This window comes from Saccharopolyspora thermophila, from assembly GCF_014646075.1.
Classification (GTDB): domain Bacteria; phylum Actinomycetota; class Actinomycetes; order Mycobacteriales; family Pseudonocardiaceae; genus Saccharopolyspora; species Saccharopolyspora thermophila.
Genome location: NZ_BMMT01000002.1, coordinates 263,834 through 282,560 on the forward strand (window position 1 = coordinate 263,834; position 18,727 = coordinate 282,560).

General features: G+C 72.3%; 18 protein-coding genes. 17 read left to right on the forward strand and 1 reads right to left on the reverse strand.

The genetic code is table 11. From position 1 onward, the window contains the following. Window positions 1-18: 18 nt before the first annotated feature. From IEY17_RS04645 to IEY17_RS04655, 3 genes are all read left to right on the forward strand, one after another. Window positions 19-312 (forward strand): DUF503 domain-containing protein, encoded by a 294-nt coding sequence (locus tag IEY17_RS04645; RefSeq protein WP_188985795.1) that lies wholly within the window; start codon window positions 19-21, stop codon window positions 310-312. Between the two features lie 101 nt (window positions 313-413). Then, entirely contained in the window at window positions 414-914 is a 501-nt protein-coding gene (rbfA, locus tag IEY17_RS04650) for a 30S ribosome-binding factor RbfA (protein ID WP_188985797.1), read from the forward strand. A 71-nt stretch (window positions 915-985) separates the two neighbouring features. Further along, window positions 986-2,014, forward strand: coding sequence for a DHH family phosphoesterase (locus tag IEY17_RS04655; RefSeq protein WP_188985799.1), 1,029 nt, complete (start codon window positions 986-988; stop codon window positions 2,012-2,014). Window positions 2,015-2,083: 69 nt separating this feature from the next. On the opposite strand, the gene IEY17_RS04660 is transcribed toward IEY17_RS04655, so the two are convergent. Continuing rightward, the gene (locus tag IEY17_RS04660; protein ID WP_188985801.1) at window positions 2,084-2,611 is read right to left on the reverse strand and encodes a CGNR zinc finger domain-containing protein; all 528 of its coding nucleotides are present in this window, start codon (window positions 2,609-2,611) and stop codon (window positions 2,084-2,086) included. A gap of 66 nt (window positions 2,612-2,677) precedes the next feature. On the opposite strand from IEY17_RS04660, the gene IEY17_RS04665 reads away from it, so the two are divergent. The 14 genes from IEY17_RS04665 (at window position 2,678) to IEY17_RS04730 (ending at window position 18,712) form a co-directional block, all read left to right on the forward strand. Continuing rightward, a complete protein-coding gene (locus IEY17_RS04665) occupies window positions 2,678-4,006 on the forward strand; it encodes an MATE family efflux transporter (RefSeq protein WP_188986282.1) in 1,329 nt (442 codons plus the stop codon). Between the two features lie 80 nt (window positions 4,007-4,086). Then, on the forward strand, window positions 4,087-4,995 hold the full coding sequence (gene truB / locus IEY17_RS04670; RefSeq protein ID WP_188985803.1) for a tRNA pseudouridine(55) synthase TruB: 909 nt from the start codon (window positions 4,087-4,089) through the stop codon (window positions 4,993-4,995). An 81-nt stretch (window positions 4,996-5,076) separates the two neighbouring features. Next, window positions 5,077-6,063 (forward strand): bifunctional riboflavin kinase/FAD synthetase, encoded by a 987-nt coding sequence (locus IEY17_RS04675; protein WP_188985804.1) that lies wholly within the window; start codon window positions 5,077-5,079, stop codon window positions 6,061-6,063. A gap of 170 nt (window positions 6,064-6,233) precedes the next feature. Beyond that, window positions 6,234-6,725 (forward strand): helix-turn-helix domain-containing protein, encoded by a 492-nt coding sequence (locus IEY17_RS04680; protein WP_188985807.1) that lies wholly within the window; start codon window positions 6,234-6,236, stop codon window positions 6,723-6,725. Between the two features lie 88 nt (window positions 6,726-6,813). Beyond that, the gene (gene thpR / locus IEY17_RS04685) at window positions 6,814-7,389 is read left to right on the forward strand and encodes an RNA 2',3'-cyclic phosphodiesterase (protein WP_188985809.1); all 576 of its coding nucleotides are present in this window, start codon (window positions 6,814-6,816) and stop codon (window positions 7,387-7,389) included. 158 nt (window positions 7,390-7,547) lie between these two features. Next, window positions 7,548-7,817, forward strand: coding sequence for a 30S ribosomal protein S15 (rpsO, locus tag IEY17_RS04690; protein ID WP_188985811.1), 270 nt, complete (start codon window positions 7,548-7,550; stop codon window positions 7,815-7,817). 222 nt (window positions 7,818-8,039) lie between these two features. Continuing rightward, window positions 8,040-10,292, forward strand: coding sequence for a polyribonucleotide nucleotidyltransferase (locus tag IEY17_RS04695; RefSeq protein ID WP_188985813.1), 2,253 nt, complete (start codon window positions 8,040-8,042; stop codon window positions 10,290-10,292). Between the two features lie 91 nt (window positions 10,293-10,383). Further along, entirely contained in the window at window positions 10,384-11,727 is a 1,344-nt protein-coding gene (locus IEY17_RS04700) for a M16 family metallopeptidase (RefSeq protein ID WP_188985815.1), read from the forward strand. 103 nt (window positions 11,728-11,830) lie between these two features. After that, window positions 11,831-12,583 (forward strand): 4-hydroxy-tetrahydrodipicolinate reductase, encoded by a 753-nt coding sequence (dapB, locus tag IEY17_RS04705; RefSeq protein ID WP_188985817.1) that lies wholly within the window; start codon window positions 11,831-11,833, stop codon window positions 12,581-12,583. Window position 12,584: 1 nt separating this feature from the next. Beyond that, on the forward strand, window positions 12,585-13,061 hold the full coding sequence (locus tag IEY17_RS04710) for a hypothetical protein (RefSeq protein ID WP_188985819.1): 477 nt from the start codon (window positions 12,585-12,587) through the stop codon (window positions 13,059-13,061). 592 nt (window positions 13,062-13,653) lie between these two features. Continuing rightward, window positions 13,654-15,474 (forward strand): selenium-binding family protein, encoded by a 1,821-nt coding sequence (locus IEY17_RS04715; RefSeq protein WP_229679844.1) that lies wholly within the window; start codon window positions 13,654-13,656, stop codon window positions 15,472-15,474. 74 nt (window positions 15,475-15,548) lie between these two features. Further along, window positions 15,549-17,195, forward strand: a complete 1,647-nt coding sequence (locus tag IEY17_RS04720) for a hypothetical protein (protein ID WP_188985821.1) — start codon at window positions 15,549-15,551, stop codon at window positions 17,193-17,195. Window positions 17,196-17,211: 16 nt separating this feature from the next. Then, window positions 17,212-18,447: a YeeE/YedE family protein gene (locus tag IEY17_RS04725; protein ID WP_188985823.1), complete on the forward strand. Its 1,236-nt coding sequence runs from the start codon at window positions 17,212-17,214 to the stop codon at window positions 18,445-18,447. 73 nt (window positions 18,448-18,520) lie between these two features. After that, on the forward strand, window positions 18,521-18,712 hold the full coding sequence (locus tag IEY17_RS04730) for a hypothetical protein (RefSeq protein WP_188986313.1): 192 nt from the start codon (window positions 18,521-18,523) through the stop codon (window positions 18,710-18,712). Window positions 18,713-18,727 lie beyond the last annotated feature (15 nt).

Below are 18,727 nucleotides of genomic sequence, written 5' to 3' on the forward strand. Positions count from 1 at the left end.
CCCCGGCTTGAGGAACACATGTACGTGGGTGTGCTCGAACTGGACGTGCTGCTCGGCGACGTCCACTCCCTGAAGCAGAAGCGCGCTGTCGTGCGGCCGGTGCTGGCCGAGCTGCGGCGTCGCTACGAGGTCGCGGTTTCCGAGGCCGGGAACCAGGACCTGCACCGCCGGGCGCTGTTGGGGGTTGCTGCGGTGTCCGGCACCGCCGGGCACGTGCGCGAGGTGCTGGAGGCGTGCGAGCGGCTGGTCGCCGCGCGCCCCGAGCTCGACCTGCTGTCGGCTCGGCAGCGCATGCTGGGGCCCGAGGACTAGTCCCGTGGCCGTGTGGGCGTGCGCCGCCGACCGCGCACCCACGGCGAGCGGTGCAACGCCGCGCACAAGAAATCGAAGCTTTCTGGTGAAGGAGGTGCGCCGTGGCTGATACGGCGCGCGCCCGCAGGTTGGCCAAGCGCATCGCCCAGATCGTGGCGTCCGGGCTGGAGTACGAGGTGAAGGATCCGCGGCTGGCGATGGTGACGATCACCGACGCCCGGGTCACCCCCGACCTGCGGGACGCCACTGTCTACTACACCGTCTTCGGCGACGAGGCGGACTACGCGTCGACGGCCGCCGCACTGGCCAGCGCCACCGGGGTGCTGCGGTCGCGGGTTGGGCAGCAGACCGGAGTCCGGTTCACCCCGACGCTGACGTTCGTCGCCGACACGGTGCCGGACAACGCGCGGCGGTTGGAGGAACTGCTCGCCAAGGCCAGGGAGGCCGACGAGGAGGTCGCCCGGCTGGCCTCCGGCGCGGTGCCCGCCGGGGACGCCGACCCGTACCGCACCAGCACCAACAATGACGAGCCGGGCACCGACGGTGTGGAACCGGAGGTCTCCGCGGACGCCGATGTGCGTGGTGGGCCACAGAGTGGTTGAGTCGCAGCGCAGCATCGGGTGCGTTGGGCATCGGTGGTCGTCCGGGCCACCGATGGCGTGGAGGTGAACCTGTGCGCGGGCAACCTGATACCGGGGGTGGCGGCGACGCGCTCGCCCCGGTTGTGGCCGAGGCTGCGCGGGTGTTGTCCGCGGCCTCGGACGTGACGTTGTTCGCGCACGTCAACCCGGATGCTGACGCGCTCGGCAGCGCCCTGGGGCTGGGCCGGGCGCTGCGGCGGCGGGGCTGTGCGGTGCGAGTCGCGTTCGGCATGCCCGACCAGCCGCCGCTGTCGTTGCGTGACCTGGACCACGACGGCCTGGTGGTGCCGGCCGACGCGGTGCCCGCGGCGCCGCCGACGCTGGTGGTGTGCGACACCGGCAGCCTGCAGCGGCTCGGGCGGCTCGCCGACCGCGTCGGTGCCACCATCGCCGCTGGTGGGGACGTGATCGTCATCGACCACCACGTCTCCAACACCCGCTACGGCACGCTGCACGTGGTGGACGAGACCGCCGAGGCGACGGTGATGATCGTGCTGCGCCTGCTCGACGAGCTGGGTGCGGAGCTGGACCTGCCGATCGCGCGGTGCCTGTACGCGGGGCTGGTGACCGACACCCGCTCGTTCCGGCACGCCAGCGCCTCGACACACCGGGTTGCCGCGCGGCTGCTGGAGGCGGGCGTCGACCCGGAGGCGACGACGCGTCCGCTGCTGGACACGCACCCGTTCCGCTGGATGCGGATGCTGTCGGACGTGCTGGGCGCGGCCCACCTGGAGCCGGAGGCGGCGCAGGGGCTGGGGCTGGTGCACGCGACGGTGCGGTTGGCCGACTCGGAGGGCCTGCGCAGCGAGGACGTCGACAGCGTCATCGACGTGGTGCGCACGACCAGCGAGGCCGAGGTCGCGGCGGTGCTCAAGGAGACGGCGCCGCAGCACTGGTCGGTGTCGCTGCGCGCGGACGGCCGGATGGACGTCGGTCACGCGGCGGAGCTGTGCGGTGGCGGGGGTCACCGCCTGGCGTCGGGTTTCACGGCGCAGGGCGCGGCGGAGGACATCCTGGCCGACATCCGCAGCGCCCTGGACAAGGCACCCCTGTTGCCCTGACGCACCGGACCCGGGTTTCTCCAGGTGCGCCTGCGGAGCTGGTCAGGCGTGGCGCCGCACCGGGTGGGGTCAGCTGCGGCGGCGGGCCCGGAAGGCCGCCACGTGCATGCGGTTCGCGCAGCGGGGTGAGCAGAAGCGCTTCGCCTGGTTGGTCGAGGTGTCCAGGAAGTAGGTGTCGCAGCTTTCGGCCTGGCAGCGCCCCCAGCGGGTGGTGCCGTGCTGGACGACGCCCTGCGCCAGGCCCCAGGCGGCTGCCGCCGCGACCTCGTCGACCGCCGGGGCGTCCGGTCCCGCCACGTGGACGTGCCAGTTCGGGGCGCCGTCGCGGCCGCCGTGCCCGGACAGGCGGGGCCGCGGCGGGTGCGCGGCCAGCAGGTTGTTGATCTCAACGAGCGCGGTGTCGCCGTCGTCGGCGAGAAGGGCGTCCAGCGCGCGGCGCAGACCGGCGCCGACCTCGCGCAGCACGGCCAGGTCGGATTCGTGCAGCCGGTCGGCCCACCACGGCTCGTCGTGCAGTGCGGCGCGGACCGCGGTCAGGCTGCTCAGGTCGGCGTTGGCGAGTCGGAGCGCCACCGCCGTGTAATCAGCGCTGTCCATATGCGCTCCTTACCCGCTATCCTGTCAGGGGCGAAACGATCGATCATAGCTTACTTGGGGGACGGGGTGTCCGAACCGGAGGAACGCGTGGCGCCACGTCGGCTGCTGGGCCTCGCGGTCCCGGCGCTCGGTGTGCTCGCCGCCGAACCGCTGTACGTGCTCGTCGACACCGCGGTCGTCGGGCACCTCGGCGCGGTCCCGCTGGCCGGTCTGGCGCTCGGCGGCACGCTGTTCACCCTGGTCTCCACCCAGCTGACCTTCCTTACCTACGGCACCACGGCGCGCACCGCCCGCCTGCACGGCGCGGGCCGTCGCGAGGACGCGGTCGCCGAGGGCGTGCAGGCAACCTGGCTGGGCCTGACCGTCGGCGTGGTCCTCCTGCTGCTGGCCCAACTGGCGGCGGTACCGGTGGCCGACCTGCTCGCCGGGCCGGGGCCGATCGCCGACGCCGCCGCCACCTGGCTGCGCATCGCCCTGTGCGGGGCGCCGATGGTGCTGGTCACGATGGCCGGGAACGGCTGGATGCGCGGCGTGCAGGACACCGCGCGGCCGCTGCGGTACGTCCTGGTCGGCAACGTCGTGTCGGCCGTGCTGTGCCCGGTGCTGGTCCATCCGCTCGGCTGGGGCCTGGAGGGCTCGGCGGTGGCCAACCTGGTCGGGCAGACCATCGCCGCCGCGCTGTTCGTCCGGGCGCTGGTCGTCGAGCGGGCGCCGCTGAAGCCGGAACCGGCCAGGATGCGCGCTCAGCTCGGCCTCGGCCGTGACCTGGTGCTGCGCACCCTCGCCTTCCAGGCGTGCTTCGTGTCGGCGACCTCGGTCGCCGCGCGCACCGGCGCGGAAGCCGCCGCCGCCCACCAGGTGGTGTGGCAGTTGTGGACGTTCCTGGCGCTGGTGCTGGACTCGCTGGCGATCGCGGCGCAGTCGCTGGTCGGCGCGGCGCTCGGCGGCGGGTCGGCGCGGCGCGCGAAGGGCATCGCCCGGCAGGTCACCTGGTACGGGCTGGTGTTCGGGGTCGTTCTGGGCGCGGTGTTCGCCGCCCTGGCCGGGCCGCTGCCCGCGCTGTTCACCACCGACGGCGCGGTGCTGGCGGAGATCCCGCACGCCTGGTGGTTCTTCGTCCTGCTGCAGCCGGTGGCCGGGGTGGTGTTCGCGCTGGACGGGGTGTTCCTCGGCGCGGGCGACGCGGCGTACCTGCGCACCGCGACGTTGCTGAGCGCGGCGGTCGGCTACCTGCCGTTGATCTGGCTGTCGCTGGCCTTCGGCTGGGGCCTGGCGGGCATCTGGACGGGGTTGAGCCTGTTCATGCTGCTGCGCCTGGTGACGCTGCTGCTGCGGGCCCGCTCCGGCCGCTGGGCGGTCGTGGGCGCCACCCGCGCCGAAACCACCGTCGGCTGAGGCGGCCGAACCCCGGGTGGCTTGTGCTCCCGCGCCCCCTGGCGATCCGGCCTTAAGCCCGTCCGGGATGATGGTGCGCCGTGTCCGAGCACTCCCGACAAGCACACACACCCGTCGAACCCGGCCTGCTGATCGTCGACAAACCAGCGGGGATGACGTCGCACGACGTCGTCTCGCGGGTCCGCCGCATCATGGGCACCCGGCGCGTGGGGCACGCCGGAACCCTCGACCCGATGGCCACCGGGGTGCTGGTGCTCGGCCTGGAGCGGGCCACCAAGCTGCTCGGCCACCTCGCCCTGGACACCAAGAGCTACCTGGCCACGATCCGGCTGGGCGCGACGACCACCACCGACGACGCCGAGGGCGAGGTGCTGTCCGAAGTGGACGCCTCGGCGGTGCCGGAGGACGCCATCCGGGGCGGGGTCGCCGAGCTGACCGGGGACATCCAGCAGGTGCCCAGCGCGGTGAGCGCGATCAAGGTCAACGGCCGCCGCGCCTACGAGATGGCGCGTTCCGGGGAGACCGTCGAACTGGCCGCCCGGCCGGTCACGGTGTCGCGCTTCGACATCCTCGCGCTGCGCCGGACCGAGCGCACGACCGACCTGGACGTGCTCGTCGAGTGCTCCTCGGGGACCTACGTGCGGGCGCTGGCCAGGGACCTGGGCGCCGGGCTCGGCGTCGGCGGGCACCTCGCCGAGCTCCGCCGCACCCGCGTCGGCCCGTTCGGGCTGGCCACCGCGCGGACCCTGGAGCAGCTGGCGGCGGAGCCGGGCCTGTCGATGGGACTGGACGAGGCGGTGGCCGCGGCGTTCCCGCGCCGCACCGTCGACGCCGCCATCGCCCGCGCCCTCTCGCACGGGCAGGTCGTGCCCGCGGCCGGGGTCGAGGGCACCTACGGGATGTTCGACCCCGAAGGCCGCGCGGTCGCCCTGGTCCGCGACCGCGGCCGGACCGCCAAACCGGTGTTCGTGATCACCCCGGCGAGCTGAGCGGGGCACGGATCGCCGTGAGCTGCGGCACAGGCGGTGGTGTGCCGCCCGCGTGGTGGCCGCGCAGTAGGCTTCCTGGTCGTGCAGCGATGGCGTGGTTTGGAGCAACTTCCCGGTGGCTGGGGCCGGTGCGTGGTCACCATCGGGGTCTTCGACGGGGTGCACCGGGGCCACCAGCAGCTCATCACACACGCCGTGCAGCAGGCCCGGCGTCGCGGCGTGCCCTGCGTGCTGATGACCTTCGACCCGCACCCCGCCGAGGTGGTGCGGCCCGGCAGCCACCCCGCGCAGCTGACCACCCTGCGGCGGCGGGCCGAACTGGTCGAGCAGCTCGGCGTCGACGTGTTCTGTGTGGTGCCCTTCACCCGCGAGCTCTCCCGCATCCCGGCCGAGGAGTTCGTCCACACCTTCCTGGTCGAGAAGCTGCACGCGGCCGAGATCGTGGTCGGCGAGAACTTCACCTTCGGGCACAAGGCCGCCGGCAACATCGAGCTGCTCGCCAAGCTCGGCGAGCGGTTCGGCTTCGAGGTCGCCTCCGACTCGCTGGTGTCCGGGCCGGTGCGGCGGGCCGACGACCCCGACGGCAGGTCCGTCACCTTCTCCTCCACCTACATCCGCTCCTGCATCGACGCCGGTGACGTCGTCGCGGCGGCCTCCGCACTGGGCCGCCCCCACCGGCTGGAGGGCATCGTGGTCCGCGGCGCCGGTCGCGGCGGCAAGGAACTCGGCTTCCCCACCGCGAACCTGTCCACCCCGCCGCACGCGGCGATCCCCGCCGACGGCGTCTACGCCTGCTGGTTCACGCACCGCCGCCGCGGCTCGGCGCAACCGGGCCGGACCCTGCCGGCGGCCGTGTCGGTGGGCAGCAACCCGACCTTCTCCGGCACCGAGCGCACCGTCGAGTCCTACGTGCTCGACGTCGACGCGGACTTCTACGGTGAGCACGTCGACCTGGACTTCGTGCAGCGGCTGCGCTCGATGGAGCGCTTCGACACGGTCCAGGCGCTGATCGACCAGATGCACCAGGACGTGGCCGAAACCCGGCAGATCCTCGGGGTCGACCGATGAGCACCGGCACCCCACCCGCGCCAACGGAGCAACCTCGTCCGCACAACGGCCCACGACGAGTGCAACGGTTTTCGAATATTCGTCCGCGTTCGGTGGGTGACCTGGCAAGATTCAAAGTCGGATCAGCTGCCGCGCGGGGTCGCGTCGGCGCCGACACAGGGGGAGCGAAGGTGGCGGAGAGCAGCAACGTCCAGCGCAACCTGGCACTGCAGCGGCAGTGGTACGGCGAGCCGCTGGGCGACCGGGTGCGCCGACTCGTCGTCGCGTTCCGCATCTCGCAGGCCCAGCTCGCCGAGGTGCTCGGCATCAGCGCCCCGATGCTCAGCCAGGTGATGAGCGGTCGCCGCGCCAAGATCGGCAACCCGTCGGTGCTGGCCCGGCTGGTGATGCTGGAGCGCAAGGTGCTCATCCCCGGCGTCGCGGCGGGCGAGTCGGACGCCCTCCGGCAGGCGCTGGAGGACGTGCGCAACTCACGGCCCGCGGTGGGGCGGGACAACCTGCCGGTGATGCAAACCGCCAACGGCGAGGAGGCGGCCTGGCCGGTGCTGCGGGAGGTCGCCAGGCCCAGCGAGCTGGAGGGTGCGGCGGCGCTGCTGGAGGACCGCTACCCGGCGCTGGCGGAACTGCTGCGCCGCGCCGCCAACGGCGACAAGGACCACTGACGTCTGCTCCCGCCGGGCTTCGGTGGCACAGTGGCCCCGTGAACCGCGGCCGGACACCGCGAGCCGCAGCCGGCGGCAGGAGGTGGTGATGCGCCTGTTCACCGCGTTGTGGCCGTCGCCGGAGGCCCTGCGGCACCTGTCGTCGGCCGTCGACCGCCTCGACGCCGGCGCGGTGGCCGAGGCGACCGCCGGACTGCGGAAGTTCCGGTTCACCCCAGCCGAGCGCTGGCACCTGACACTGTGCTTCCACGGCGACGACGCCGACCAGCAGCACGTGGCCGAGCGCCTGGACCGCCGGATGGCCAGGGTCCTGGCGTCGACGTCCGACCCGGCCCCGCCGCGGCTGCGACTCGCCGGCGGCGGCACGTTCCGCGGCGTGCTGTGGATCGGCGTGGAGCCGCAGGGCGAGCGGGACGACGCGGCGCTGCGGTCGCTGGTGCGCGCCGCCGGGGGAGACCCGCGCGGTTACCGGGCGCACCTGACCATCGCCCGCTGGGTCGCCGGGCGCGCCGACCGGAAGCGGTTGCCCGCCCTGTTCGCCGGGTACGCGGGACCGTGGTGGCAGGCGCACGAGCTCACCGTGGTGCGCAGTGACCTGCGGGAAGGCGGGCGGGAGTACCGCACCGTGCACCGGGTGGCGGTGACGCGCGCGGCGCCGGGGTAACCCGGTGGTAGCAGCTCTCCCTGTTATCCTGGCCGGTGGGACGGCTGCAGTCCGTGGTGGCCGTCGTCCGGTCGGTGGTGGCACCGGCCAGCCACCCGGCCCGCGCGGAAGCGCAGGCCGGGCGTCGCTGACACGGGACGTCAAAGGAGAGTCAACCCGTGGCGTTGTCCACTGAAGAGAAGAAGCAGATCCTGGCCGAGTACGGCCTCAAGGAAGGCGACACCGGTTCGCCGGAGGCCCAGGTGGCCCTGCTGACCAGGCGGATCATCGGCCTGACCGAGCACCTCAAGCAGCACAAGCACGACCACCACTCGCGTCGTGGTCTGCTGCTGATGGTGGGTCGCCGCCGCCGTCTGCTCAACTACCTGACCAAGGTGGACGTCGAACGCTACCGGTCGCTGATCCAGCGACTCGGTCTGCGTCGTTGACCAACGCCGAGGGGAGTGGCCAGCGGGCCGCTCCCCTCGGTGCATGAAGAACCGAAGAGCGCTCGCGGACAGGCACGGGCAAGCGTCCGCCGGTCCTCGGTAGTGGCCGCCGGGCACGTCGATGCATGAGACGGACCCCGGGGGTTTCGATCGATGACCGGCCTCGTCGGACCACGACCCGGATGCTTCGCCGCGGGCCCTCATGATGATGAGGAGCCAACCTTGACTGAACCTCAGTCGATCGACGAGGGCGTGTACGAGTCGACCGCCGTACTGGACAACGGCGCGTTCGGCACCCGTACCGTCCGCTTCGAGACCGGCCGCCTGGCCAAGCAGGCCGCCGGCAGCGTCGTCGCCTACCTCGACGACGAGACCATGCTGCTGTCCGCGACCACGGCGTCCAAGCAGCCGAAGGAGCACTTCGACTTCTTCCCGCTGACCGTGGACGTCGAGGAGCGGATGTACGCCGCGGGCCGCATCCCCGGCTCGTTCTTCCGCCGCGAGGGCCGGCCCTCCACCGACGCGATCCTGACCTGCCGGCTGATCGACCGGCCGCTGCGCCCGTCGTTCGTGGACGGCCTGCGCAACGAGGTCCAGATCGTCGTCACCGTGCTGAGCCTGGCGCCCGGCGACCTCTACGACGTGCTGGCGATCAACGCCGCGTCGGCGTCCACCCAGCTTTCCGGTCTGCCGTTCTCCGGCCCGATCGGCGGCACCCGGATGGCGCTGATCGACGGCCAGTGGGTGGCCTTCCCCACCTACGAGCAGCTGGAGCGCGCCGTGTTCGACATGGTCGTCGCGGGCCGTATCGTCGGCGACGACGTGGCGATCATGATGGTCGAGGCCGAGGCCACCGAGAACACCGTCTCGCTGGTCGCCGGCGGGGCGCAGGCCCCGACCGAGGAGGTCGTGGCCGAGGGCCTCGAGGCCGCCAAGCCGTTCATCCGGATCCTGTGCCAGGCCCAGCAGCAGCTCGCGCAGGCCGCGGGCAAGGCCGCCCAGGAGTTCCCGGTGTTCCCGGCCTACGCCGAGGACGCCTACGCCGCCGTCGAGCAGATCGCCGCCGCCGACCTGGCCGAGGCGCTGAAGATCGCCGGCAAGCAGGAGCGGGAGAACCGCCTCGACGAGATCAAGGCCGCGGTGCTGGAGCGGGTCGGCATCGGCGAGGGCGAGCAGTTCGAGGGCCGCGAGAAGGAGATCGGTGCCGCGTTCCGCGCGCTGACCAAGAAGCTGGTGCGGCAGCGGATCATCCGCGACCAGGTCCGCATCGACGGCCGCGGGCTCACCGACATCCGCAGCCTGTCCGCCGAGGTCGGCGTGGTCCCGCGGGCCCACGGCTCGGCCCTGTTCGAACGCGGCGAGACCCAGATCCTGGGCGTGTCCACGCTGAACATGCTGCGGCTGGAGCAGACCATCGACTCGTTGTCGCCGGAGACGACGAAGCGGTACATGCACCACTACAACTTCCCGCCGTACTCGACCGGTGAGACCGGCCGGGTGGGCAGCCCGAAGCGGCGCGAGATCGGCCACGGCGCGCTGGCCGAGCGCGCGCTGGTGCCGGTGCTGCCCTCGCGCGAGGAGTTCCCGTACGCCATCCGGCAGGTGTCCGAGGCGCTGGGCTCCAACGGCTCCACCTCGATGGGCTCGGTGTGCGCCTCGACGCTGTCGCTGCTCAACGCCGGTGTGCCGCTGAAGGCCCCGGTCGCGGGCATTGCGATGGGTCTGGTCTCCGACGAGATCGACGGCAGGACCCACTACGTGGCGCTGACCGACATCCTCGGCGCCGAGGACGCCTACGGCGACATGGACTTCAAGGTGGCCGGCACCAAGGAGTTCGTGACCGCCCTGCAGCTGGACACCAAGCTGGACGGCATCCCGTCCGAGGTGCTGGCCCAGGCGCTGGGCCAGGCGCGGGACGCGCGGCTGACCATCCTCGACGTGATGGCCGAGGCGATCGGCAAGCCCGACGAGATGAGCCCGCACGCCCCGCGGGTGACCTCCATCAGCATCCCGGTGGACAAGATCGGCGAGGTCATCGGCCCGAAGGGCAAGATGATCAACTCGATCACCGAGGAGACCGGCGCGGAGATCACCATCGAGGACGACGGCACCATCTACGTCGGCGCGGCCGACGGCCCGTCCGCGGCGGCCGCGATCGAGAAGATCAACGCCATCGCCAACCCGCAGCTGCCGAAGATCGGCGAGCGGTTCCTGGGCACCGTGGTCAAGACCGCGGCGTTTGGTGCGTTCGTCTCGCTGCTGCCGGGCAAGGACGGCCTGGTGCACATCTCCAAGCTGGGCAACGGCAAGCGCATCGGCAAGGTCGAGGACGTGGTCAACGTCGGCGACAAGCTGCGCGTGGAGATCGCCGACATCGACAGCCGCGGCAAGATCAGCCTGGTGCTGGTCAACGAGGAGGACGAGAAGAAGGCCGAGGGCGAGACCAAGCCGGAGGCCGAGACGCCGGCGCAGTGACCCGGCGGTGACGAGTGCGGCCCGCCCCGGCTGTCCGGGGCGGGCCGTATCGTCGTCAGTGGCACCAACCGCGCTGACGAGATCAAGGGACATGAAGCAGCAGAACCAGAAACGTGCCGGGCACCTGCAACGTCCCGGAACCACCCGGGTGCTCGGCCGCAGCGGTGACGTCACGGTGCGCCGCACGGTGCTCCCCGGTGGACTGCGGGTCGTCACCGAACCCGTCCCCGGGGTGCGTTCGGCCTCCGTCGGGATCTGGGTGGGGGTGGGTTCCCGCGACGAGACGCGACCGCAGGCGGGCGCCGCGCACTACCTGGAACACCTGTTGTTCAAGGGAACCGTCAAGCGCACCGCGGTGGACATCGCGCAGGAGATCGACGCGGTCGGCGGGGAGCTCAACGCCTTCACGTCCAAGGAGCACACCTGCTACTACGCGCACGTGCTGGACCGGGACCTGCCGCTGGCCGTCGACATGCTGTGCGACGTCGTCTTCGACGCCGTCAACACCCCGTCCGATGTGGACATCGAGCGCAGCGTGGTCCTGGAGGAGATCGCGATGCGCGACGACGACCCCGAGGACCTGCTGCACGAGCTGTTCGCCTCCGCCGTGCTCGGTGACCACCCGCTCGGCCGGTCGGTGCTGGGCACCGAGGAGTCCATCACCGGCATGACCCGCGCGCGGGTCCACGGCTTCTACCGGCGCAGCTACGCGATGCCGAAGATGGTCATCGCCGCCGCCGGCAACGTCGAGCACGGCCGTGTGCTGCGGCTGGTCCGCAAGGCGCTCGGCGACCGCCTGGACGGTGCCGTGCCGCCCGCCCCGCCGCGCACCGGCCGCGCCCGGCTGCCGCGGCAGAAACCGCTGGCGCTGCACACCGACGACACCGAACAGGCGCACCTGCTGCTGGGCTGCCGCGGCTACGACCGGCACGACGACCGGCGCTTCGCGCTCGGCGTGCTCAATGCGGCGCTGGGTGGCGGCATGAGTTCGCGGCTGTTCCAGGAGATCCGGGAGCGGCGCGGGCTGGCCTACTCGGTGTACTCGACCACCACCGCCTACGCCGATGCCGGGACGTTCTCGGTGTACGCCGGGTGCGCCCCGGAGCGGCTGGGCGAGGTGGCGCGGGTGATCCGCGGCGTGCTGGCCGAGGTGGCCGCCCACGGGCTGACCGAGGACGAGGTGGAGCGCGGGCGCGGCCAGCTGCGCGGCGGGCTGGTGCTGGGCCTGGAGGACAGCGCCTCGCGGATGAGCCGGATCGGCAAGGTCGAGCTGAACTACGGGCGGCACTACACCGTCGAGGAAACCCTGGCGCGGATCGACGCGGTGACCCCGCGGGACGTCGCGGACCTCGCGGCGGATCTGCTGCGCCGCCCGCTCACGACGGCGGTCGTGGGCCCCTACGCCTCCCCGGCGGACCTCCCCGACGGCGTCTGAGGACTTCCGACGGGGCGCGGTGCGGGAGCCCTTCACCTCGGGAAAGGGACCGCTGCCTAGACTCGGTGTGGTTCGGCAGTCGGCGTGGAAAGGTAGTGCGCACGTGAACAACCCGATCAAGGTCGGTGTGCTCGGTGCCCGCGGGCGGATGGGGTCCGAGGCGGTGCGCGCCGTCGGCGAGGCCCCTGACACCGAACTGGTCGCCGCGATCAACCGCGAGGACCCCCTCACCGGCCTGGTCGACGGCGGCGCCCAGGTCGCGGTCGACCTCACCCACCCCGACGCGGTGCTGGACAACATCCGGTTCTGCGTCGAGCACGGCATCCACGTGGTGGTCGGCACCAGCGGTCTGGGCACCCCCGAGCTGGACCGGGTGCGCGGCTGGCTGGCCGACCGGCCGGAGGTCGGGGTGCTGGTGGCGCCCAACTTCGCGATCGGTGCGGTGCTGTCGATGCGGTTCGCCGAACTGGCCGCGAAGTTCTTCGAATCCGTGGAGATCGTCGAGCTGCACCACCCGAAGAAGGCCGACGCCCCGTCCGGGACCGCCGCGCGCACCGCTCAGGTGGTCGCGCAGGCGCGAGCCGCCGCGGGCCTCGGCGCGGTGCCGGACGCCACCACCAAGGAGCTCGACGGCGCGCGCGGTGCCGACGTCGACGGCGTGCGGGTGCACTCGGTGCGCATGACCGGTCTCGTCGCGCACCAGGAGGTGCTGTTCGGCACCGAAGGCGAAACCCTCACCATCCGCCACGACTCCTACGACCGCCGCTCGTTCATGCCGGGCGTGCTGCTGTCCATCCGCGAGGTCGGCTCCCGCCCCGGGCTGACCGTGGGCCTCGACGCGCTGCTGGGGATCTGAGGTGGCCGAGCACGGGCGCAGGGCGGTGACCCCGCGGACCACGGCGTTCGTGGTCGCCGCCGCGCTGCTGGTGTACCTGGTGCTCATGGGCAGCCGCGCGGTCACCATGATCACCAGCGGCCAGCCGGTGTTCATCGCGCTTGGCGCGGCGATCTTCGTGTTGCCGCTGCTCGGCGCCGTGCTGGTGGTCGACCAGCTGCGGTTCGGGGCCAGCACGGAGCGGTTGGCGCGCCGCCTGCACGACGAGGGCGCGCTGCCGGACGTCTCGCACCTGCCGCGGCGGCCGTCCGGGCGCGTCGAACGGGACGCCGCCGACGCGTGGTTCGACGAGAAACAGGCCGAACTGGAGGCCGCGCCGCGGGACTGGCGCCGCTGGTTCGCGCTCGCCCAGGCATACGACCTTGCCGGTGACCGCAACCGCGGCCGCAAGGCGATGCGCCGGGCCATCGAGCTGGAACGCGAAGAATCGGGAAAGTAGCCGGGATTCCCGCACGCGGCCTACCGTGGTGACCGTGCGAGGGTGCTGCGCTTTCGGTGGTCGCGGTTCGGCTGATCCCACCACGTGGTCGGCCCGTTGACAGCACCCCCGCGATTCCTGATCATTGCTGCCATGTCGAGCATCCTCGTGGCTCGCCTGCACGTGGACTACGTGCAGCACGCCAGCGCGCTCTGTCACATCCACTGAGGAGCCTGTTCTCGAACCCGGGCTGCGGCTCACCCGGCGGAATCGCGGACACCGCCTGCCGATCCCCGGCTGTTCTCGTTAGGCGACGGCTGAGAACCCGCCGGTGGTCACCGTCCGCAGGTCGGCTCAGCGGCCACGCCGCGATCGACGACAGGCACTGACTTTCCCGGGAAATCGCGCGGGTCGGCCCCGCGCAGTCGCGCCGGCCCGTCGGCCGTCCCGGCGCGGTGCGACATGCACGCGGTCCGCGGTTTCCCACGCGCAGAACCGAATTCGGCGGTTCTGTCGATTTTCCTCCTGGTACGCCCGGTGAAATCTGCGCAGTTTCGGATCGTCACCGGATTTCGTCGTGCCACCAAACCGGAATCGTCCACTCGGAGCACGCATGAAGAAAAGATTCCGCAGCGTGCCGACCGGGCTGGCAGCGGTGCTGCTCGCCGTCGGTGCGGTGACGCTACCCGTCCCGGACGCGTACGCGGACGTCGACGTGTCCACCCAGTCGATCAAGGGCGCCGACGGCAAGGAATACTCCGTCACCAACCACGTCGTGCGCAGCGCACTGGAGAAGTCGCAGTCCGACGGCAAACGCAAGGAATGGCTCGTGGTGTGGGCCGGTGACGAGAACATCGCCGACACCGCCGTGCCGGACGTGCGCAACCTGCCGGGCTCGCTCGGCGGCGGGTTCGGCAAGGTCACCAACGCCGCACCCGGCCCGGACTTCCTCGCGGTCATCGACGCGACTCCCGGATCCCCGGGCTACGGGCAGGTCGTCAACACCGTCACCGTCGGGCCGCTGGTGGAGAACGAGCCGCACCACATGCAGTACGTGTGGCACAAGGGCGACACCATCTACGCGGGCGCGCTGTTCGGCGCCGTCACCTACGCCTTCGACGTCACCGAACTGCCGAACGTCAAGCTCAAGGGCATCAGCCTGCCGACGCAGACCGCCGGCGGCTCGGTGCCCGACGCGTACTGGGTGCTCAAGGACGGCACCGCCTACGCCACCTACATGGGCGGCCCGGTCGCACCCGGCCCCTACCGGTACGACGACGGCTCGGTGCACGTCGGCAACGGCTTCGCCGGCAGCCCCGGCGAGGTGGTGCGCTTCGACGAGAACGCCAGGGTGCTCTCGCAGTCCCCGGCGGCCACACCGGGCGGCGACAACGAGAAGCTGTGCGCGAACCTGCCCCGCCTCGGCGAGGCGACCTGCGCCAACCCGCACGGCATCCAGGCCCGCGAGGACCTGAACACGCTGGTGACCTCGGACTACGCCGAACCGCGCAACATCATCCTGGACCCGGTCAAGGCGCCGTCGCCGTACCTGCGGCGCCCGACGGTGCGCACCTGGGACATCTCCGACCGCAACCACCCGAAACTGAAGTCGGTGTCCTACCTGCCCAACGGGCCGCGCTCCGACCCGTCCGACCCGCTGCACCAGGAAAGCCGCGCGGTCATGGAGGTCACGGTCACCAACCTGCCCGGCCACAAGGGCGCCTTCGCGCAGACCATGCAGGGCGGCGCGGTGTTCTACACACCGGACATCACCGCTGCCGAACCGCACTGGCGGCAGGTCTTCGACGACGGCGCCGCCAACCCGGGCTTCGACCCGGCCAACGACCGCAACGGCGGCAGCTCCAACGGCGGCTGGATCCAGACCAGCCCGGACGACCGGCTGCTGTACCGGGCGATCGTCGGCCGCCAGCCCGGCACCTTCGGGCCGGACGACCCCGGCACCACCGGCGGTGTCTACGTGCTCGACATCAGCAAGCTGGTCGAGGCCGGCACCGACTACCAGTGCAACATCGACACCCTGGAGGAGGCCCAGCACGGCGGGGCGGAAGCCGACTGCCCGACGCTGGCCGGGGCGACGCCGATCAACCCGGGCAAGCCGGGGCAGGGGCCGCACTGGGGCGCCTACGACAACTTCGTGCTGGGCCCGGACGGGTACTACCACGAGACCCAGCAGCCGCAGCGGCTCGCGGTGTCGAACTACTTCGTGGCGCGGTCCGGTTTGGACGGTGACCACAAGGTCAACATCGTGCGCCTGGGCCGCGACGGGACGGTGCGGGTCGACGACACCTTCCGCGACGAGGTGACCGGCGAGGTGGGGGTGAACTTCAACCGGCGGTCCTGGCCGCACGGGCAGTTCGGCAACGCCAAGCCGCACTCGGAGCTGTTCGTCGTCGCCGACGCCGACGTCAGGTAGCCGCTGCGCGGACCGCAGTTCCCGCCGGAACTGCGGTCCGCACCGACCTCGGAACGCGAGTTGCGATGGAAACCATGCACTCCCACACCGGAGTGTCCGGTGTGGACCACCTGGCGCTGGCGCTGCGGGTGCTGCTGCTGACCAGCACGGCGCTGATCGCCGGGATCGGGCTGCTGCGCGCCGGCGCGACGGTGCCGCGGTGGCTCGCCTGGGCCGCGGGCGGGATGTCCGCCGCGGTCAGCGGGATCTCCGCGGTGGTGCTCGACATCAACCCCGGATTCGCCGTGGCGCACGCGGTGCTCGCCCTGGCGATCCCCGTCGCGGTGCGCTGGCGGACCGCCGCGGCGTACCTCGGGTTCGCCCTGACCCTGCTGCTCATCGCGGAAGCCGCGCTCGGGCACACCTCCCTGGTGTTCTTCCTCGACACGGTCTTCGCCGCGGTGGCCGTGGTGTGGTTCGGCGCCGCGTCAGCGACGTCGTGGCGCGACGGCAGCGGCCTGCGGCCGGGCCCGGTGGCCCTGACCGCCGCGTTGGCGCTGGCCGGGGCGGCGATCGGGCAGCTGCTGCTCAGCGGCCTGTTCGACCGGCGCCTGTGGGGCAGCGCGCACGGATTCGTCCTCGTCGGGGCCGTCGTCGCGTCCCTGGCCGTGCTGGTGCTCGTGGTGGTGCTCCACAATCCCCAGCGGGCATTCCGCACGGGTGCAATCGGCGTGCTGGCCGTGGTGGTGGCGTGGTCCGTGCTGCCCGGCATCCCGCACCCGCCCGAGCTCCCGGTGCCGGGAGTCGCCCGGCTGACGCAGGCCGCGGGCACTCCGGTGCTGGTGAGCCCGCACCGGCCCGGCAGGAACCTGGTGCACTTCCCGGACAGCGCGGGACTGGACGTCGTCGTCGAATCCGGCGGCAGGCTCGCCCGGGCCGTGCCGCGACCGGGTGCGTCCGGTACCTGGGCGGAAGTCGACCTTCCGCCCGGCCGCAGCGAACTCCTCGTCCGCCGCGGTGCCGAGCAGGGGAGCGTGGACGTCGACACCGGAACACTCCCGCCGCTGCCGGACGCCGCCGGCGCCGACGGCCCGGAGTGCGCCAGCGCCGCGCTGGGCGGCATCGTGGCCGCAGCCGCGTCACCGTTGGACCGGTGCCCGGCGGCCTCACTGTCCACAGAGGACGAGGATGCGCTGCGCAAGCTCGTCGACTATCTCGCCTCGCGCCACACACCCGCCGTCACCGTCGTCGGCGACGATGCACCTCGCTCCCGCGCCGCCGCGGACGTCGTGCTCTCCCAGGCGCAGCAACGCGGTCTGCCTGTCCGCGACGACCCGGGCGGCGCACTCGTCCTGGTCGCCGGCTGGTCCCGGGCGGTCGAGGTCCTCGACGCCACCAACCGCGGCCGGGGCTACACCTACGGCGTGCACCTGGCCCCCTGGCTGCTGCACGGCCCGGTGGTCAACGCGGTCGCCGGTGCCTCCCTGCCGCTGCGGTTCGACCCACGCGACCGGCAGGCCCTCTCCTACGGCATGGACCTGGCCGCCACCTTCGGCGAGCCACCGTCGCCGGCCGGGTTCCGCCGGTGGCTCGCCGCACGCGGCGCAGCACCCGGCGGCGAGGTCACGATCTACGCCTCCGCGCAGGTCGACGTGATGCAGATGGCCAACCACCAGCACGACAGCACCGCCGGCCAGTGGATCCCCGAAGGCACGATCGTCGCCATCTCCGACCCCCTCTGACAACCCAGGAGTGCTCATGTCCGTTGTGGACTTGCCCCGCCCCGCGGTGTCCCCACCGCAGGCACCGCCCGCCCAACGCGGCGTGGTCGCCATCGGGCTCGTCATCGCCGTCGCGGTCGGCCTGGCCGTGCACCACGTCGCCGGGTGGAAGCTCACCACCCTGTACGCGGTCGGACTCGCGCTGGGCATCGTGCTGTTCCATTCGCGATTCGGCTTCACCTCGGCGTGGCGGCAGCTGGTCGCCGTCGGTCAGGGACGCGCCATCCGCGCCCACATGCTGATGCTGGCCGTCGCCTGCGTGCTGTTCGCCGTGGTGCTCGGCAGCGGCGTCAGCCTTTCCGGCACCCCGGAAGCAACCGTGGCACCCGCCGGGCTCGGCGTCGTGCTCGGCGCGTTCCTGTTCGGCGTCGGCATGCAGGTCGGTGGATCGTGCGCCTCCGGGACGCTGTTCGCCGTGGGCAGCGGCCAGACCGCCATCCTGTTCACCCTCGGCGGCTTCATCGTGGGGTCGGTGGCCAGCGCTTTCGTCGCCGACTGGATCAAGGCGGTGCAGCGCCTCGGCCCCACCGTGTCCCTCGCCGACACCCCGCTCGGCTACCCCGGCGCGGTGCTCATCTCGCTCGCCGTGATCGGTGCCGTCGCGGGCGCGTCGCTGCTCGTCGAACGCCGCCGGAACCCACCGCCGATCGAACCACCACCCACCGAGCACGGCCTGCTGCGCGCGCTGCGCGGTTCCTGGCCGCTGTGGGCCGGTGCCCTGCTGCTCGCCGGCCTCAACGCGCTGACGCTGTTCGTCTCCGGCCACCCGTGGGGCATCACGTCGGCCTTCGGCCTGTGGGGCGCCAAGATCCTCGGCTGGATCGGCGTCGACATCTCCGGCACGCCGTTGTGGAGCACACCCGAGAACGCCGCGAAGCTGGCCGCACCGGTGCTCACCGACCGGATCTCCGTCATGGACTTCGGGATCATGATCGGCGCCCTCATCGCCGCCGCCCTCGCCGGCGCGTTCACCCTGCACCGCCGCATCCCATGGCGGCTGGCTGTCGGGGCGGTGCTCGGCGGGGTGCTCATGGGTTTCGGCGCGCGCCTCGCCGGCGGGTGCAACATCGGCGCCTACTTCTCGGGCGTGGCCTCGTTCAGCCTGCACGGCTGGCTGTGGGGCGCGACGGCCATCGCCGGCACCTACGCCGGAGTGGCGCTCCGCCCGCTGTTCGGCCTCACCAACCCCAAGCCGTCCGACGCGGTGTGCTGACGCGTCGGCAGGAAGAACAGACGCCGCCCCGGTCGCCGGGGTGGCCGCCCCTACCGGACACAGGAGAGAAGCCATGACGCGATCCCCGGCACGCATCGCCGCCACGGCCGCGAGCGTTCTCGTCGCCTGCCTGCTCACCAGCGGAGTCGCCAACGCCGTGCCGATCTGGGTCCTGCCCGGGGTCGACCTCGGCCCGGTGCTCGGCCCGACCGTGCAACTGCCCACCCAACTGCTGCAGCCGGTCTTCGACCTCCTCGGCGGCTGAACCGGAAGGAACCCC

Bases quoted from the DNA above. Each gene is read 5' to 3' on its own strand.
- IEY17_RS04645 (WP_188985795.1), top strand. From the start codon at position 19: ATGTACGTGGGTGTGCTCGAACTGGACGTGCTGCTCGGCGACGTCCAC.
- IEY17_RS04660 (WP_188985801.1), bottom strand. From the start codon at position 2,611: ATGGACAGCGCTGATTACACGGCGGTGGCGCTCCGACTCGCCAACGCC.
- thpR (WP_188985809.1), top strand. From the start codon at position 6,814: ATGCGCCTGTTCACCGCGTTGTGGCCGTCGCCGGAGGCCCTGCGGCAC.
- IEY17_RS04700 (WP_188985815.1), top strand. From the start codon at position 10,384: ATGAAGCAGCAGAACCAGAAACGTGCCGGGCACCTGCAACGTCCCGGA.
- IEY17_RS04715 (WP_229679844.1), top strand. From the start codon at position 13,654: ATGAAGAAAAGATTCCGCAGCGTGCCGACCGGGCTGGCAGCGGTGCTG.
- IEY17_RS04720 (WP_188985821.1), top strand. From the start codon at position 15,549: ATGCACTCCCACACCGGAGTGTCCGGTGTGGACCACCTGGCGCTGGCG.
- IEY17_RS04725 (WP_188985823.1), top strand. From the start codon at position 17,212: ATGTCCGTTGTGGACTTGCCCCGCCCCGCGGTGTCCCCACCGCAGGCA.
- IEY17_RS04730 (WP_188986313.1), top strand. From the start codon at position 18,521: ATGACGCGATCCCCGGCACGCATCGCCGCCACGGCCGCGAGCGTTCTC.